The sequence below is a fragment of the Idiomarina abyssalis genome (genome assembly GCF_900116625.1).
Taxonomy (GTDB): domain Bacteria; phylum Pseudomonadota; class Gammaproteobacteria; order Enterobacterales; family Alteromonadaceae; genus Idiomarina; species Idiomarina abyssalis.
The window spans coordinates 474,566-490,433 of the sequence record NZ_FPBE01000001.1; the positions used below are offsets into that span (position 1 = coordinate 474,566).

The 15,868-nt window shown below is 45.1% G+C and carries 17 protein-coding genes; 15 read left to right on the plus strand and 2 right to left on the minus strand.

Going from position 1 to position 15,868, the window contains the following annotated elements:
• The 10 genes from phrB to BM359_RS02360 all read left to right on the plus strand — a co-directional run bounded on the left by phrB (window position 1) and on the right by BM359_RS02360 (window position 7,694).
• Window positions 1-1,407, plus strand: a complete 1,407-nt coding sequence (gene phrB, locus BM359_RS02315) for a deoxyribodipyrimidine photo-lyase (protein ID WP_054487573.1) — start codon at window positions 1-3, stop codon at window positions 1,405-1,407.
• Window positions 1,400-1,834 carry a nuclear transport factor 2 family protein gene (locus tag BM359_RS02320; protein ID WP_054487575.1) on the plus strand — a complete coding sequence of 145 codons (435 nt, stop codon included), beginning with the start codon at window positions 1,400-1,402 and terminating at the stop codon, window positions 1,832-1,834. Before phrB ends, BM359_RS02320 begins: the two co-directional genes overlap by 8 nt.
• A complete protein-coding gene (locus BM359_RS02325; RefSeq protein WP_054487577.1) occupies window positions 1,831-2,559 on the plus strand; it encodes an SDR family NAD(P)-dependent oxidoreductase in 729 nt (242 codons plus the stop codon). The genes BM359_RS02320 and BM359_RS02325 overlap by 4 nt, the downstream gene beginning before the upstream one ends.
• Window positions 2,559-3,833, plus strand: a complete 1,275-nt coding sequence (locus tag BM359_RS02330; RefSeq protein ID WP_054487578.1) for an NAD(P)/FAD-dependent oxidoreductase — start codon at window positions 2,559-2,561, stop codon at window positions 3,831-3,833. The genes BM359_RS02325 and BM359_RS02330 overlap by 1 nt, the downstream gene beginning before the upstream one ends.
• The gene (locus BM359_RS02335; RefSeq protein ID WP_054487580.1) at window positions 3,830-4,552 is read left to right on the plus strand and encodes a DUF1365 domain-containing protein; all 723 of its coding nucleotides are present in this window, start codon (window positions 3,830-3,832) and stop codon (window positions 4,550-4,552) included. Before BM359_RS02330 ends, BM359_RS02335 begins: the two co-directional genes overlap by 4 nt.
• 21 nt (window positions 4,553-4,573) lie before the next feature.
• Window positions 4,574-5,812 (plus strand): SAM-dependent methyltransferase, encoded by a 1,239-nt coding sequence (locus BM359_RS02340; RefSeq protein WP_054487582.1) that lies wholly within the window; start codon window positions 4,574-4,576, stop codon window positions 5,810-5,812.
• Entirely contained in the window at window positions 5,812-6,312 is a 501-nt protein-coding gene (locus BM359_RS02345; RefSeq protein WP_054487584.1) for a DUF2878 domain-containing protein, read from the plus strand. The genes BM359_RS02340 and BM359_RS02345 overlap by 1 nt, the downstream gene beginning before the upstream one ends.
• A 4-nt stretch (window positions 6,313-6,316) precedes the next feature.
• Entirely contained in the window at window positions 6,317-6,823 is a 507-nt protein-coding gene (locus tag BM359_RS02350) for a chalcone isomerase family protein (RefSeq protein ID WP_054487586.1), read from the plus strand.
• Window position 6,824: 1 nt separating this feature from the next.
• Window positions 6,825-7,352 carry a DUF3833 domain-containing protein gene (locus BM359_RS02355; RefSeq protein WP_054487588.1) on the plus strand — a complete coding sequence of 176 codons (528 nt, stop codon included), beginning with the start codon at window positions 6,825-6,827 and terminating at the stop codon, window positions 7,350-7,352.
• 84 nt (window positions 7,353-7,436) lie between these two features.
• Window positions 7,437-7,694, plus strand: a complete 258-nt coding sequence (locus BM359_RS02360; protein WP_054487590.1) for a DUF3912 family protein — start codon at window positions 7,437-7,439, stop codon at window positions 7,692-7,694.
• Between the two features lie 59 nt (window positions 7,695-7,753).
• On the opposite strand, the gene BM359_RS02365 is transcribed toward BM359_RS02360, so the two are convergent.
• Window positions 7,754-8,209, minus strand: coding sequence for a hypothetical protein (locus tag BM359_RS02365; protein WP_054487592.1), 456 nt, complete (start codon window positions 8,207-8,209; stop codon window positions 7,754-7,756).
• Window positions 8,210-8,349: 140 nt separating this feature from the next.
• Between BM359_RS02365 and BM359_RS02370 the strand changes: the two genes are divergently transcribed.
• The 3 genes from BM359_RS02370 to BM359_RS02380 are packed head-to-tail and all read left to right on the plus strand — an operon-like array spanning window position 8,350 to window position 10,784.
• A complete protein-coding gene (locus BM359_RS02370) occupies window positions 8,350-9,111 on the plus strand; it encodes a Nif3-like dinuclear metal center hexameric protein (RefSeq protein WP_327077519.1) in 762 nt (253 codons plus the stop codon).
• Between the two features lie 12 nt (window positions 9,112-9,123).
• Window positions 9,124-9,912: a methyltransferase domain-containing protein gene (locus tag BM359_RS02375; RefSeq protein WP_054487595.1), complete on the plus strand. Its 789-nt coding sequence runs from the start codon at window positions 9,124-9,126 to the stop codon at window positions 9,910-9,912.
• 2 nt (window positions 9,913-9,914) lie between these two features.
• On the plus strand, window positions 9,915-10,784 hold the full coding sequence (locus BM359_RS02380; protein WP_054487597.1) for an NAD(P)-dependent oxidoreductase: 870 nt from the start codon (window positions 9,915-9,917) through the stop codon (window positions 10,782-10,784).
• A 66-nt stretch (window positions 10,785-10,850) separates the two neighbouring features.
• On the opposite strand, the gene BM359_RS02385 is transcribed toward BM359_RS02380, so the two are convergent.
• Window positions 10,851-12,200, minus strand: coding sequence for a DUF1329 domain-containing protein (locus BM359_RS02385; RefSeq protein ID WP_054487599.1), 1,350 nt, complete (start codon window positions 12,198-12,200; stop codon window positions 10,851-10,853).
• 162 nt (window positions 12,201-12,362) lie between these two features.
• Here BM359_RS02385 and BM359_RS02390 point away from each other — a divergent pair, with 162 nt between their 5' ends.
• Window positions 12,363-13,535: a WD40/YVTN/BNR-like repeat-containing protein gene (locus BM359_RS02390; RefSeq protein WP_054487601.1), complete on the plus strand. Its 1,173-nt coding sequence runs from the start codon at window positions 12,363-12,365 to the stop codon at window positions 13,533-13,535.
• Entirely contained in the window at window positions 13,536-15,866 is a 2,331-nt protein-coding gene (locus BM359_RS02395; RefSeq protein ID WP_054487602.1) for an efflux RND transporter permease subunit, read from the plus strand. It abuts the gene before it with no gap.
• The last annotated feature ends 2 nt before the right edge of the window (window positions 15,867-15,868 follow it).

A 15,868-nucleotide genomic window follows, 5' to 3' on the forward strand; every position in this document is an offset into this window, starting at 1 on the left:
ATGCGTGAAGCAATTTGGTTCCGTAGTGACTTGAGAATGTTAGATAACCCGGCGTTATTTCATGCCTGTAAAAGTGATGACGCGCCGGTTGCTGTATTTTTTGCCTGTTATGAAACTTGGGATAACCATAACTGGGCGCCAATAAAAGTCGATTTTCTTTGGCGTAACCTGAAGAGTCTACAACAAGACTTAGCAGATAACGGAATTGAGCTTGAAGTCAGGTTGGTTCCAAAATTCAGCCAGGTTCCGGGGGCGCTTAGGCAGTTTTGCCGTGAACATGAAGTTAAGCGGGTTCATATTAACGCAGAGTATGCGCTGGATGAAAAACGTCGGGACGCAGCGGTAGAAGCCGTACTCAGCAACGATGATATCGAACTTATAACTTACCATGGAAACTTACTGGTTGCCCCCGGACAAGTCAGGACGCAGCAGGGTGATTATTATAAGAAGTTCACTCCTTTTAACCGACGTTGGCGACAAGTTATCAGCGAGCTAGGGCAAAATGACCCCTTAAAAATTACCCCCTACACCATGGTAAAGGCCAAAGGGCTTCCGGAGCTTCCTTTTAAAAGTAAGGATTCGTCTGACTGGAGTGCAGGAGAGCAAGAAGCTTTGGGTAAGTTAGGGCAGTTTGTTGGCCATAGTGTATCGCAGTATAAAAGCGCCAGAGACATACCGGCGGAAAGTGGCACCTCAAAACTTTCTGCTTATTTAGCCTTGGGTGTTGTCGGCCCGCAAACCGCGGCGCGTGCGCTGCATCAGTTTTCCCCGGAGTTTCCTTTTGGGCTGCCGTCAGGAGCAGATACCTGGCTTACTGAGTTAGCCTGGCGCGAATTTTATCAGCATCTTATGTATTTTGTGCCACGCTTATCTAAGGGTGAAAGTTTTCAGGCTGAAACCGATAGTATTCAATGGTTAGACGACAGTGACGCCTTTCAACGTTGGTGTGAGGGTCGTACAGGATACCCAATTGTTGACGCCGGAATGCGTCAATTGACATCAACTGGATGGATGCACAACCGCTTAAGGATGATTACAGCTAATTTTCTGGTAAAAGATCTACTAGTGGACTGGCGAAAAGGCGAAGCTTTCTTTATGCAGCATTTGATTGACGGAAGTTTTCCGGCAAACAATGGCGGCTGGCAATGGAGCGCTTCGGTTGGTACCGATGCAGTTCCGTATTTTAGAGTTTTCAATCCTGTTAAACAAAGTGAGAAGTTTGATCCTGAAGGGGAATACATTCGTAAATGGGTACACGAGCTTAAGGAAGTACCAACAAAGTATATTCACTGGCCTCATAGTTGGCTTCAGCAACAAAGCAGTAATAACTATTGCGAACCCGTAGTTGAGCATAAGTTTGCTCGAGAGCGATTCTTAACAACGTTTAAGCAGGTGAAAAATGGATAACAGTGAATTAGTTGAAAAGTTAAAAGACTTTTACGACGAGCTAAAAACCGAAAACCTCGACGACTTAGATGATCTCTATCACGAGGAAATTTCCTTTACTGATCCTATTCAGCATGTGGTTGGGCTAGAGGATTTTCGTAAGTATTTAAAGCACACAATGGAGAATGTGGAATATTGCCACTTCGCATTTGATGATGAGTGTGTTGGTGAGGGGCAAGCTTTTCTGGCCTGGCAAATGCGTTATGCGCACCCTAAATTAGCTAACGGTATGGAAATTATTCTGCCGGGGGTTTCTTACCTGACTTTTGAAGATGGCAAAATTAGAGAGCAACGAGATTATTATGACCTCGGCGCCATGCTATACGAGCACGTGCCTCTGGTCGGTTATGTTATTGATAAAATTAAACAGAGGCTGACAGACGAATGAAAGTCTTAATTACGGGTGCTTCCTCAGGTATTGGCCGGCAGCTTGCGCTGGACTATGCAGCCGACGGGAACATGGTTGTCGTTTGCGGCCGCAATAACGAGGCTCTTAGTGAGCTGCAAAAGCAATACCCTGAACAAATATCATGTGCCGCTTTCGATATTACCAATAAAGAGTCTGCCAAGGCTTCTCTTAAAGAAGTCGAAAACATTGATGTCGCCATATTATGCGCGGGTGTCTGCGAGTACTTGAATGTTGCAGAGTTTGATGCGGACATGTTTGAGCGCGTATTTAAAGTTAATGTTTTTGGCACCATGAATTGTGTAGAAGCCTTGTTGCCACAGTTTAACGATTCAGCACGTCTGGTTATTGTCGACAGCCTGGCGCGTCTTCTGCCTTTCACCAAAGCTCAGGCATACGGTGGCTCTAAAGCAGCGATGCATTATATTGCCAGAAGCCTGGAAGTGGATTTAAAGCCGAAAGGGATTAAGGTTCAGACAGTGTCCCCAGGCTTTGTTAAAACACCAATGACAGATGCCAATGATTTTGAAATGCCGATGCGCGTTGATGTTGAGTTTGCGTCTCAGGCAATCATTAAAGGAATTAAAAAGGGTAAGCGGGATATCGCATTCCCGTGGCTCTTCAGCAGCCTTTTGAAATTCATGTCAATTTTACCCGAAAGCATTCAAGTTAAATTATCAGAACAAATGGCAAGGAAGCAGCAGTAATGAAGATAGCCGTTATAGGAAGTGGTATTGCGGGTTTAACAAGCGCTTATTATTTGAGTAAAGAGCATCAGGTGAGCGTTTATGAGAAGAATGATTACATTGGTGGCCATACCTGTACTCGTGATATAAAAATTAACGGTAATATGTTTGCTGTTGATACCGGATTTATCGTTTTTAATGATAAAACTTATCCAAGGTTCAAACGCTTACTAAGCGAACTAAAGGTCGTGTGGCGGGATACTGAAATGAGCTTTAGTGTGCGCGACCCGAAATCAGGGTTGGAGTTTAACGGCCATAATTTGAATACCTTGTTCGCGCAGCGAAAAAACTTGTTCAGCTTGTCATTTTATCGACTTCTAAAGGGCATTCTTAAGTTCAACGAGGCTGCTAAAAAGGCATTAGAAGGCGACGTCAATGAGCTTGATAATGTTACCTTATCGGAGTTTCTGACTGAACATGATATTCCGGCGCCTGTTTCTGAATACTATTTGCTGCCGATGGTTTCAGCCATTTGGTCGGCAAGCCTTGCAGATGCTAAGGATTTTCCCCTCGGGTTCTTCCTGCGCTTTTTTAATAATCACGGTTTGCTCAATGTCAGTGACCGGCCTCAATGGCATACCCTGGTGGGCGGCTCTCATGCCTATATACCAAGGCTGACAGAACCCTTTAAGGAAAGCATTCACTTAAACAGTGAGATCGTGACAGTAAAGCGTCAGAAAGAACAGGTTGTTTTAGTATTCAGTAGTGGGGAAGAAGAGTTTTTTGATGAAGTGATATTTGCCTGTCACAGTGATCAGGCTTTGTCTTTGCTGCATGATGCAACAGAAGCAGAGAAAGACGTTCTGGGTGCTATTGAGTACTGTCCAAATGATGTCGTTCTTCATACCGATGAAAAATTACTACCGAAGAACCGGCGTGCCTGGGCGAGCTGGAACTACCTTCTGCGTGAAGAAGAGGCAGCAGCAACGCAACCGAGCTCTGTTACTTACAATATGAATATTTTGCAGGGGTTGCAGTGTGATAAGACGATTTGTGTCACATTAAACAATACTGCGGCTATTGACCCAGAAAAAATAATTGAGGAATTCACCTATGATCACCCTCAATATTCGGTGGCATCTTTAAAAGCAAGAGCTAAGCGTGATCTTATTTGTGGAAAAAATAACACCCATTTTGCCGGCGCTTATTGGTATAACGGATTCCATGAGGATGGTGTCAGAAGTGCTATCGATGTTGTTAACAGGCTAAATGCCGCGGCAATTGAAAACTCATGAACAGCGTAATTTACTGGGGCGATGTTTTTCACGTAAGGCATCGGCCTAAGCACCACGCATTTAACTATAAGTTCCAGCAGTGGTGTATCGATTTATCTGAGCTCGACGACGTCCATCGTTTAAGCCGCTGGATGTCATGTAAAGGTTTTGCCCCTTTGTGGTTTCGTCGAAAAGATTACCTGAAAGATGAAGAGGGCAGCCTGCATCAGGCGGCGTTGAAGAAAATGTCCTCCCTCGCTGGAAAAACGTTAACCGGTGATGTTTTTTTTGTGGGTAATATACGAACTTTTGGCATTTTTTTTAGCCCGGTAAACTTTTACTTTCTTCAGCAGGAAACCGGTGAATTTACTTATATGCTGGCTGAAGTTAGTAATACTCCATGGCTGCAACGCCATTATTATTTAGTTGATTTATCGGAAGACTCGCCTAAAACAACGAAACAGTTTCATGTCTCACCTTTTAACCCAATGGATATGACTTACCATTGGGAGATTACCCCGCCTAATGAGAGCTTAAAAATCATTTTAAGTGCTCACCAGGAAAACAAAGATTTTGTTGCCGGAATGAAATTAAATCGGCAACCGCTAAACCGTAGTGCGATTTACCGCGTATTAAGAACAACACCTTTCATGGCCATAAAAATTATTGGTGGCATTTATTGGCAGGCGTTAAAGCTTTTTATCAAGCGGGTTCCATTTTACGGAAACCCTGGTAGTTAAATAATCAGAAGGCAAGTTTGTATGTCCAGTGGTGAAACGACTATGGTGGCGCCTATCCAATACGGCGTGTGGGATAAATTATTCCGAACTATCGCATTTAAATTATTAGCGCATTTGGAATATGGCCAGCTAACGATAAAAGAAAAAGGCACGTTCATTGATACCTTTGGTCACGCCGATAAAGAGCTTAGCGCTGAAATTGATGTTAAGGACTCTTCTTTTTATCGTCGCCTGGTAACCGGGGGAAGTATTGGTGCAGCCGAACTTTATATCGATAAGCACTGGGATACTCCCGATTTAACCGCTGTGATCCGGGTATTTGCACGCAATTTGCCGGCGCTGGATAAACTGGAAACTCGTCTGGCTTGGTTAACTTTTCCGTTTAATAAATACCAGCATTGGAGTAACCGGAATCATAAAGGCCCGGCTAAAAAGAATATTTCAGCTCACTATGACCTGGGTAACGAGCTCTATACTCGCTTTCTAGACGAAGCGATGCAGTATTCAAGTGCATTGTTCCTGGATGCGGCTGATTCTTTAGAGCAGGCGCAATGTAATAAAATGAAGCGCTTATGCGACTCTTTGGCATTAAAACCTGACGATCATTTATTGGAAATAGGTACCGGCTGGGGTGGCCTGGCAGTTTACGCTGCGAAACATTATGGCTGCCGGGTTACTACAACTACGATATCAGAAGAGCAGTTTCAGTACGCTAAAGAGCAAGTTGAGGCCGCCGGTCTCTCCGATAAAATTGAATTGCTCAAACGAGATTACCGGGACCTGAAAGGGCAGTATGACAAGTTGGTTTCCGTTGAAATGATAGAAGCCGTTGGCAAAGAGTATTTGCCAACCTTCTTCCGTACCTGCAATAAGCTTTTAAAAGAAGACGGGAAAATGTCATTGCAGGCTATAACTATTGCAGATCAGCGTGCGGCATCGTACGCGCGCTCCGTCGATTTTATCCAGAAACACATCTTTCCAGGAGGCTTTTTGCCTTCGTTAAGCCAGATGACTCAGCTATTTACGCGTTATACCGACTTAGTTGTTCGTGATGTACATGACTTTGGTCTAAGTTACGCAAAAACACTAAGGCAATGGGAAGAACGTTTTAACAGCCACCAGAAGGAACTGGAAGAACTTGGCTACGATGAGCGGTTCTCGCGGTTATGGAATTATTATTTTAGCTATTGTGAAGGTGGCTTTCTTGAACAGCGAGTTTCTGTTGTTCAGGTTACGGCCAGCAAAGCGCAGGCTTACTAATGACTTCTATTCAGCACAAAATAGTCAGCTTCATTCTATTTAACGCGTTGTGGTTTAGCGCTGTGGCGGGTCGTGACAGTTATATCATTCTTAGCGGTGTTCTGTTGGCATTGCAGTTTGTTTATAGCGTTGGGGTTGTCAAAGTCAGCTGGACTTTAATTCTGCGCTTATTCGCAGTTGGACTGTTACTGGAGGCCATAAGCATAAGCCTGGGGGTGATTGACTTTGCCGGCGGTTACTTCCCTTTATGGTTAGCTATGCTGTGGCTTGGCTTTTCTTCCATGGCGCCGGTTGCTCTGGACTGGCTGGTTCCTAAGCCTATTTTTGCTGTCCTGGTTGGTGCTGTATCCGGGCCTGTCACTTATGTAGCAGGTGTTAAACTGAACGCCGCCACAATTGATTCAATGCCGCTGGTCATTGCCTGTTATGCGGTCATATGGGGATTAATGATGGCCTACTTTGTTTTCTCCATGTCACCCAAAAAAGAGTCGGGAGAGTGAAGTTATGAGGTTTACATTATTTGGTTTATTGGCGCTTTTCAGCGTCAACCTTTTCGCCGCCGAATGCTCGCAGTCGGTGCCTGGTAACTTCAGTAAGGTTGGAGAAACCCGGTTAAGTGTTTATTTCTGGGATGTTTACGATGCGACCTTGTTCAGCCCGTCAGGGAATTATGAAAAGAATGAGCGTCAAGCGCTGTTATTAGAGTACCTGCGCGATATTAAAGCGAAAGATTTAATAGAGACGACAGAAGAAGAATGGCAGAAGCTGGAGCTTGACCGTGAAAAGCACAAAGACTGGTTAGCGCAATTAGATTCAATTTGGCCGAATATAGAAGAAGGAGACTGCCTCTTACTGGTTGAAGATGAAGAGGGATCGGCCGAGTTTTATCAAGGCGAAAAACTCCTGGGAACCATTAAAGACAAAGAGTTCACAGAACAGTTTTTAGCCATTTGGTTATCTGAAAACAGCCGTTTTCGTTCGGAAAGAAACGAATTGATTGGAGAGAAATAGTATGCAGTTATTTAAAGTGATAGCGGTAACCGTTCTGCTTTTTTTAGTGTCCGCTTGCTCTACCGGAATTGATGCTTACAAGAGTGAAAAGCCAGAATTAAAACTGGAAGAGTTTTTTAATGGTGAGCTTGTAGCTTATGGCATGGTTCAGGACTATAGCGGCGAAGTTATTCAGCGTTTTGAAGTGACTATGACCGGCACCTGGCAGGGTAATGAAGGTGTTCTTGATGAACATTTTACCTATGCCGATGGTCGTGAAGAGCGCCGCGTCTGGCGTATAACAAAAACAGGGCCTAACAGTTACGAAGGGCGCGCAGATGATGTAAAAGGCGTAGCCAGAGGGACGACTGCGGGTAATGTATTAAACTGGGGCTATCAGCTAGAAGTAGAGGTTGATGGTGAACCCATGGTTTTGACACTGGATGACTGGCTTTATCTGATTGATGAAGACAATATGATCAATCGAACGGATATGTCCAAGTGGGGCTTCCCGGTAGGAGAGATCACGCTCTATATTGGTAAGAAATAAATATCAAGAATCTCTGTCAGCGACCGATAATAGGAGTATAATCCAGAGTATTGGTCAAGCCTTAAAAGGTTTAGGGAAGCTGCAGTGGCAATAAATTATCCGACATTTTCTTACAACAACCCCCGCATACAAGGGCAGACGGTTTTTATTAAGCGTGGTCCGCATCAGGGGAAGTTAGGGATAGTCGTAAAAACATTGGATAACGAACGGTTTCTTGTTTCTCAGGCCGAGTTTGGCTCTGAGCAGGTAATCTTTAAACGCAGTGACTTTTTAGTGCATCGTTATCGTAAAATCAAGGTACCTATTGACCGCGTAGCGGGTAAGAACCCCGATGTTTTGTAAGCAAAAAAGATAAACAAAAAAGCGACCTTAGGGTCGCTTTTTGCTTTACGGGTTAGGATTTACGCTGTACCACGAGGCAAGCGGCAATCACTTCCTTTATTTTCCAACTTTTGCTTCCATAACTCTTTTGCGGTTAAGCCGCCAGAACTGGATTTTTTAGCCGGTGACTGCTTCGCTGTCGATTTTTTAGCGGCAGGCTTTTTCTCAGCTTTTTTCTTAGGCTCAGCTTTTTTCTTAGGCTCAGCTTTTTTCTTAGGCTCAGCTTTTTTCGCAGCCGGTTTCTTGGCTTCCGTCTTTTTGGGTTCAGACTTTTTAGCTTCAGATTTTTTAGGCGCTGACTTTTTCTCTTTACCCAGAGCTTTAGCTTCATCTGCTAATTGTGCCAGGCGCACATTTTTGCCACCATCAACGCTGTACCAGCCGTTGCTGCTTTCAATTTTAGGCTTTTTACCGTGAGCCTTTTGATAAGCTTCGGTATATTCAGCGAGTACCTTTTCTTTATCCAGTTTGCTCATTCAATTGTTCCTTTATTCAAGGTTTGTTTTAAAAGGTTTGTATAAAAATACTTCACCCTTCGTTTATACCGTTTTTTCGGATTATTGTCTAATTTCGGGTAAACTTAAGCCTATTTGCACAGTGAATTTGGTTTTTAATTATGTCGATTACAAGAAACGAGTTACAAAACTACCTTAATACTCTATTAAACAGTAACCAAATTAAGGACTACTGCCCGAATGGTTTACAGGTCGAAGGCAAGGCTGAAATAAGCAAAGTTATTACCGGGGTTACGGCATGCCAGGCCTTGGTTGATAGAGCCGTTTCTGAAGGCGCCGACGCAATACTTGTTCATCATGGCTACTTTTGGAAGGGTGAGCCTGCCGAGGTCACAGGTATGAAGAAACGCCGGTTACAACAGTTGTTGAACAATGACATCAACCTGTTTGCTTATCACTTGCCTCTGGATGTTCACCCTGAGCTTGGCAATAACGCCCAACTGGCAAAATTAATGGGTTGGCATTTCGATGGTGCGGTCGACTCTTCTGATCCCGCATGCCCTCTGGTCACAGGCCGTTTAGAACAACCTATGCTCGATGATGAGTTGGCAGCCCATTTGGAGGAGAAGTTAAAACGGCAGCTGGTTTGCCGTGTCACTGGGGGGCATAAAATTGAAAAAGTCGCCTGGTGTACCGGCGGTGGGCAAGGATTTATTGATAGAGCTGCCCAGCTGGGTGTTGATGCCTTTATTACAGGTGAGGTTTCAGAACCGACCATTCATAGTGCCCGTGAACAGAATGTTGCCTTCTTTGCGGCCGGGCACCACGCTACTGAGCGTTACGGTGTTAAAGCGCTGGGGGAGCATTTAGCTGAACACTTCAAACTTGGGGTTAAGTTCATTGATATCGATAGTCCGGCTTAAGAGAAGCGCTAAATGAACAGAAAGAAGCAAGAAAGAGGGGACTTTAGCGGTATCAGCCAAAAATTCTCTAAATCAATCTACGACACCACAAAAGGCCAGTTAAGAGTTGAGGTGCTTAAACGCGATTTAGCCTCTCTACTGGCGAGTGAGCCATGCTCTGTGCTGGATGTTGGTGCCGGTTTAGGTCAGGTAAACCAATGGTTCCAGGAAAAAGGCTTTACCGTTGTGCACTCTGACCTGTCAACGGACATGGTTGAAGACGCTTCCCGAAGACATAAAGCCGCAGGGTTGGGAGGTCAGTGTCAGTATATTACGGCCAGTTTAAACGATTTGGTTAATCAGCAACCTGTCGTTCAATACGATATTGTCCTTTGTCACGCGGTGCTGGAATGGCTGCCGGACACTGAGGTTGCTATTGAGCAACTGGCGTCATTATTGAAGCCCGGTGGCAGGCTTTCGCTCATGTTTTATAATCATCACGCTCAACTATTTGCTAATGCCGTTTATGGAAATTTTGATTACATAGAACGGGGATTAAAAGTTAAGAAGACCGTTCGTTTAAGCCCCCAAAACCCCGTTGTGCCAGAAAAAGTGGATGACTACCTGCAAGACAACAAACTAAAAGTCAGGCAGAAAACGGGGGTTAGATGCTTTCACGATTACTTACGAAACTTAGACGATCAACAACGGTTTGATGAGTTACTGTCACTTGAGATGAAATACAACCAAACATCCCCTTATCGCGAGTTGGGACGTTACCAGCATTGGCTTATCGAAAAGCCAAACTTTCAGGAGGAGTGAGTATGGGAAAGCAGTGCGCATTTATTGGCTTAGGTGTTATGGGCTACCCTATGGCGGGACATTTACAAAATGCCGGGCACAGCGTTAGCGTATTTAACCGCACCACAGCTAAAGCTGAAAAATGGTCAAAGGAATTCTCGGGGAACTACGGAAAAACGCCAGCAGAGGCCGTTAAAAACGCCGATTTTGTCATGGTTTGTGTGGGAAATGACGACGATGTTCGCAGTGTTTTTTATGGTGACGACGGTCTGCTCTCAAAACTAAAACCCGGTGCAGTGGTTATTGACCATACAACGGCTTCTGCAGAATTGGCTCGGGAGTTAGAGCTGGCGGTAAAAGAAAAAGAGGGGAGCTTTCTTGATGCACCGGTTTCCGGCGGGCAAGCTGGTGCTGAAAATGGCGTTTTAACGGCAATGGTCGGCGGCAGTGATAAAACGTTTGCTGCCGCAGATGAGTTATTCCAATGCTATGCAAAAACTCGCCAGTTAATGGGGCCTGTTGGTAGTGGCCAGCTGGCAAAAATGGTTAATCAAATTTGTATTGCCGGTGTACTGCAAGGGTTATCGGAAGGTCTTCAACTAGCACGTAAGGTTGGGCTTGATCCGGATAAGCTTATTGCCGCCATTAGCAAGGGTGCCGCAGGTTCGTGGCAAATGGAAAACCGCTACAAAACTATGTGGGATAACCATTATGAGCATGGTTTCGCAGTGGACTGGATGCGCAAAGACTTGAAAATTGCGCTGGCTGAAGCGGATCGGCAGGGCGTTTCTTTGCCTGCGACAGCACTAATTGACCAGTTCTATGCCGATGTTCAAAAAATGGGTGGTAACCGTTGGGACACATCAAGCCTTTTGGCTCGCCTGGAAAAGTAGTGATATTATTTCAGGAAGAAAAAAAGGAGGCAAATGCCTCCTTTTTATTTGGTTAAGTTTTAAAACTTAACGGAAGCCTTTACGGCGTAATGCGTTTGTACTGAAGTCATCACGGCTTGGAGAAATATCCCATTCCATGTAAGTACTTTCTTCATTACCCAGACCAAGCGAGATATAACGACCAGAGTTTAAGTCGTACAATGCTTCGGCAGCCATCCATGGTACGTCTTGGTTATAGAACTGAGTATTCAGAGCTTCACCAACAAGCCATAGTTCGCCACGACCGTCATAATGGTCGATGATAGACGCTGTCCAGCTATCTTCGTCAATGTACATAGTACGTTTTGAGTAGATGTGGCGTTCGCCATCTTTAAGGGTACCTTCAACAATCCAAACACGGTGTTTTTCGTAACGAATTAAGTCCTGATTCATATGACCGGCTTTGATAATGTCTTCATAATCCAGCTCAGGATTCATAATTTCGTAGTTGTTGTAAGGAATATAAACTTCTTTTTTCCCTTTTAGTTCCCAGTTGTACTTGTCTGGGGCACCGTTATACATATCCAGGTTATCTGAAGTACGCAGACCATCTGCCGCTGTACCCGGACCGTCATAGGCGACGTTAGGTGCACGACGGACACGACGCTGACCGGCGTTGTAAATCCATGCGCGGCGGCCTTCTTTTACCTGGTTAATGGTTTCATGAACCAACAGAACAGTACCGGTTAAGCGAGAAGGCGCTTCAACTTCCTGCATGAAATAAAACAGAATGTTGTCATCGGCTTCCTGACGACCGGTCTCAAGGTACTCAGGGAACGCCAGAGTTTCTTTCAGCTCTACCGTCACATAGTCGCCATTTGAAAGTACCGGGAACTGTGCAATGTTACGAGTCACAGCACCACCACGGTAACGAGTAATGTGGTTCCAAACCACTTCCAGACCGTTTTCCGGAATAGGGAACGGGATAGCGGTATCAAAGTTCTCTAAACCGTTACCACCGGCAGCCATTTCTGCGTTTTCCGCGTTTGACTTAATTTTTGGCCACAGCTCATCCGGGTAGGTTGCTGTACGGTGAGTTGGGTAAACGTGCATTTTGTAGCTCGAGTATTTCTCGAACATAGCCACTTGACCTGGCGTTAAGTTGTCTTTGTATTCGTCCAGGTTGTCGTGAGTAATAGTAAATAACGGTTCTTCATTGGCGAAAGGGTCGTTACCGCGAACAACTTCAACGGAGTGATCAGAGTAACCACCGTCCCACGCAGGGATTGAACCATCGGCATTTGCCGCTTTCTCAGCACCAATTGGTGTTAAGTCTTGACCAAGCCGTGCGGCTTCTTCAGGTGATACTTTAGCCGCAACGCTCGCGGAAATCACCGACATGGCGAATACGCCAGCTTTTAGCATCAGTTTATTCATTATAATTTTCCTTGTTGTTCTACTTTCCAACATCACTTTGCCAGAGGACTGACCTCTCAAGCAATACTTTAACGAAAAAAAGCACGAATTTAACGAAAAAAGGTTTTCAAATATTCTTGAGCTTATACAATCCTATGACATTTTTAGTACCCGGGAGGTTCCATGCGCTTGTCTTTAACCCCATTAGGGGTGTTGTTGGGGGCTATTTTTAGTACCACAGTGCTTGCACAGGAAGGCGACACAACAACAATAACTGATTACGAAGTGATCAGTGCACCAGTATTGTCATCAGACAGAATTAAAAGCGAAGTACTTATTGAGGTGACAGCTGTCGGACCGCGTCTAGTCGCGGTTGGCGCGCATGGCAACATTCTATGGAAAGAAGACGACGACTGGCAACAAGCCGATGTTGATACCAGTGTACTGTTAACCAGTGTAGCCTTTGCCAATGAACAAATCGGTTGGGGAACAGGGCATCACGGTGTCATTATTAAAACTGAAGATGGCGGTAATAGTTGGAAGCGGCAGTTCGATGGTTTCGAGCTTATGAAGCTTGAAAAGAGTTACTATGAAAAGCGTATTGCTAAATTAAACGAGCAAATTGAATCGAGCGATGACGAAGAGGTTGTTGGCGAACTCGAATGGCAAGTTGAAGAGGCGCAATTTCAAATTAGTAACATTGAGGTTGCCGAAGAAGAAGGTCCAAGCAAACCATTTTTAGACCTTTACGCTAAAAACGCACGTGAAGCCTTAGCAATTGGTGCCTATGGAACTTTTCTGAAAACTGAAGATGGCGGTGAGAGTTGGCAAGTGATTTCTCATCGACTGGAAAACCCTAATGGCTATCACTTAAATGCTATTTTCGGTCAAGACGATGACCTTTATATTATGGGCGAGGCCGGTTTAGCATTTGCCAGCAATGATGGTGGAGAGAGTTGGGAAACATTGAACTCACCTTACCGTGGTTCGCTGTTCGGTGGTCATGTTGATAACGAAGGGCGGCTATGGGTTTATGGGCTGCGAGGAAACGCGTTTGTTTCTGAAGATAAAGGCCAGAACTTCACTACCATAGACACAGGTACCAGAGTTAACTTATCCGCAGGTACAACGACTGAGTCAGGAACACAGCTTATTGTTGGACATTCAGGGACTATCCTGGAGGTCGATGAGCAGCTGAATGTAACGAACAGAACTCATCCTAGTGGTTCAGTCATGACTGATATTCTCGAAGTGAGTGACGGCGAGTGGCTCATGACCGGGCGCAGCGGTTTGCTGCACTGGCCCGCCAAAATAACCGAAGAAGAAGCTTTAGCAACGCAACAAGGAGCGCAGTAAATGGATAATCCGAGTGCGAATAAGTCGGCAGGACTGCTGGAGAAACTATTATTCACGGTACGGGCTCCCTGGCTAATTGTCTTTCTGTTACTGACATTGTTTTTGGGCTATCACGCTTCGCAGGTGCGTCCTGACGCCAGCCTGACAAAAATGATTCCAACCAACCATCCTTTTATTCAGAACTACTTTGACTATCAGGATGATCTGGCCAGTTTAGGCAACGTGGTTCGGGTTGCTGTTGAGCATAAAGACGGAGATATTTTTGATCCGGAGTTTCAGCAAAAGCTGCAGGAAATTACCGACGAGATATTTTTCATCCCCGGCGTAAACCGTTCAGGACTAAGAAGCTTATGGACGCCAAATGTTCGCTGGATGGAAGTTACTGAAGAAGGTTTTGTCGGAGGCCCGGTCATTCCCGATGGCTACGATGGCAGCGAAGAGTCACTAGAGCAGTTAAGAACGAATGTTTTGCGCTCGGGTGAAGTTGGCAACCTGGTTGCCAACAACTTTGAATCCACTATTGTTTACGTGCCGCTTGATGAGGTTAATCCAGATACCGGTGAAAAGCTGGACTATCAGCAGTTTTCGGAAAAGCTGGAAACTCTGGTTCGTGACAAATACCAAAGCGACAACATTGAAATTCATATTACCGGCTTTGCCAAGCTAATTGGTGACTTGATTGAAGGTGCGGAGCAGGTTGGCTTGTTCTTCCTGTTGGCAATTGCTATCACGCTCATCATGCTTTATTTCTACAGCCGCTGCTGGCGTAGCACCTTTATGGTGCTGAGTTGCTCCATAATTGCCGTAATATGGCAGTTAGGAATCATCAAACTCATAGGAAGCGGCATTAATCCGTATTCTATGCTGGTTCCGTTCCTGGTTTTTGCCATTGGGGTTTCCCACGGTGTGCAAATTATTAATGCCATTGGCATTAACCGGGTGGCAGGGCTTGATAAAGTTGCTGCTGCGCGTGCAGCGTTCCGCGGTTTGTACATAGCGGGGCTAACGGCTTTAGCCAGTGATGCTATTGGCTTTACCACTTTAATGGTTATTGATATTGAAGTGATTAAGGAATTGGCTATTGCTGCAAGTATTGGTGTAGCTGTTGTTGTGTTAACCAACCTTGGTTTGCTGCCTATCCTGATGTCTTATCTGGGCACATCCGATAATGGCGTGGCTTATCAGAAGAAGATTGAAGGCGAACGTCATCCATTATTTGAGTTCTTTGCTAAGTTTACTCAACCTAAGTGGGCGTATTCAGCACTAGGTGTTGCACTTGTTATGCTTGCTTGGGGTCTGGTTAACAGCCAAAACATGGCTATCGGCGACCTGGACAAAGGGGCGCCAGAGCTTCGTCCTGACAGCCGTTATAATCAGGATAATGCCTTTATCGTTGATAACTACAGTTCCAGTACTGACATCTTTGTTGTTATGGCGGCATCGGCTCCAGAGCAGTGCATTGCCTATGACAACCTCGAGTTAATGGAACGTTTTAGCTGGCATATGGAAAACACCAGCGGCGTTCAGGACGTTAAGTCTGTGGTTTACGTTTCTAAAATGGGTATGTTCGGTATTAACGAAGGTAACCTGAAGTGGTTCAGTTTAAACCGGAACCAGTACGTGATTAATGCGTCGTTAAGTCGCATTCCCGACGGGCTTATTAATAACGACTGCTCAATGGCACCGGTGATTATCTACCTGGATGATCACAAAGCGGAAACGCTCGAAAACGTTGTTGCATCGGTTAATAACTTTAACCAGAACTATCAGGAGGACGGTTTAGAGCTGCTAATGGCGGCTGGTAACTCCGGGATAGAAGCTGCAACAAACTCGGTTATAGAAGCGGCTCAGAATAAAATGCTGCTGTGGGTATACGGCGTTGTGGTTTTGCTGTGCTTTATTACTTTCCGCAGTATTCGTACGGTTGCCTGTATTGTTCTGCCTCTGGCTTTCACTACGGTAATGAGTCAGGGTCTGATGGCGGTATTAGGCATTGGTATTAAAGTTGCGACCTTACCGGTTATTGCCTTAGGGGTTGGTATTGGTGTCGATTACGGCATTTATATCTACAGTAAGGTGAAAGAAGGTCTGGAGCAGGGCATGTCGCTGCAGGATACCTATAAGCACTCGCTGGACAACACTGGCAAAGCGGTAGGCTTTACTGGCCTCACGCTGGCCATTGGTGTTGCAACCTGGATATTCTCACCCATTAAGTTCCAGGCGGACATGGGCATACTGTTAACCTTTATGTTCCTGTGGAATATGCTGGGTGCGCTTATTCTTATTCCTGCACTGGCTCGTTTATTCCGAGTGGGGAATAAAAACAGCTGAGC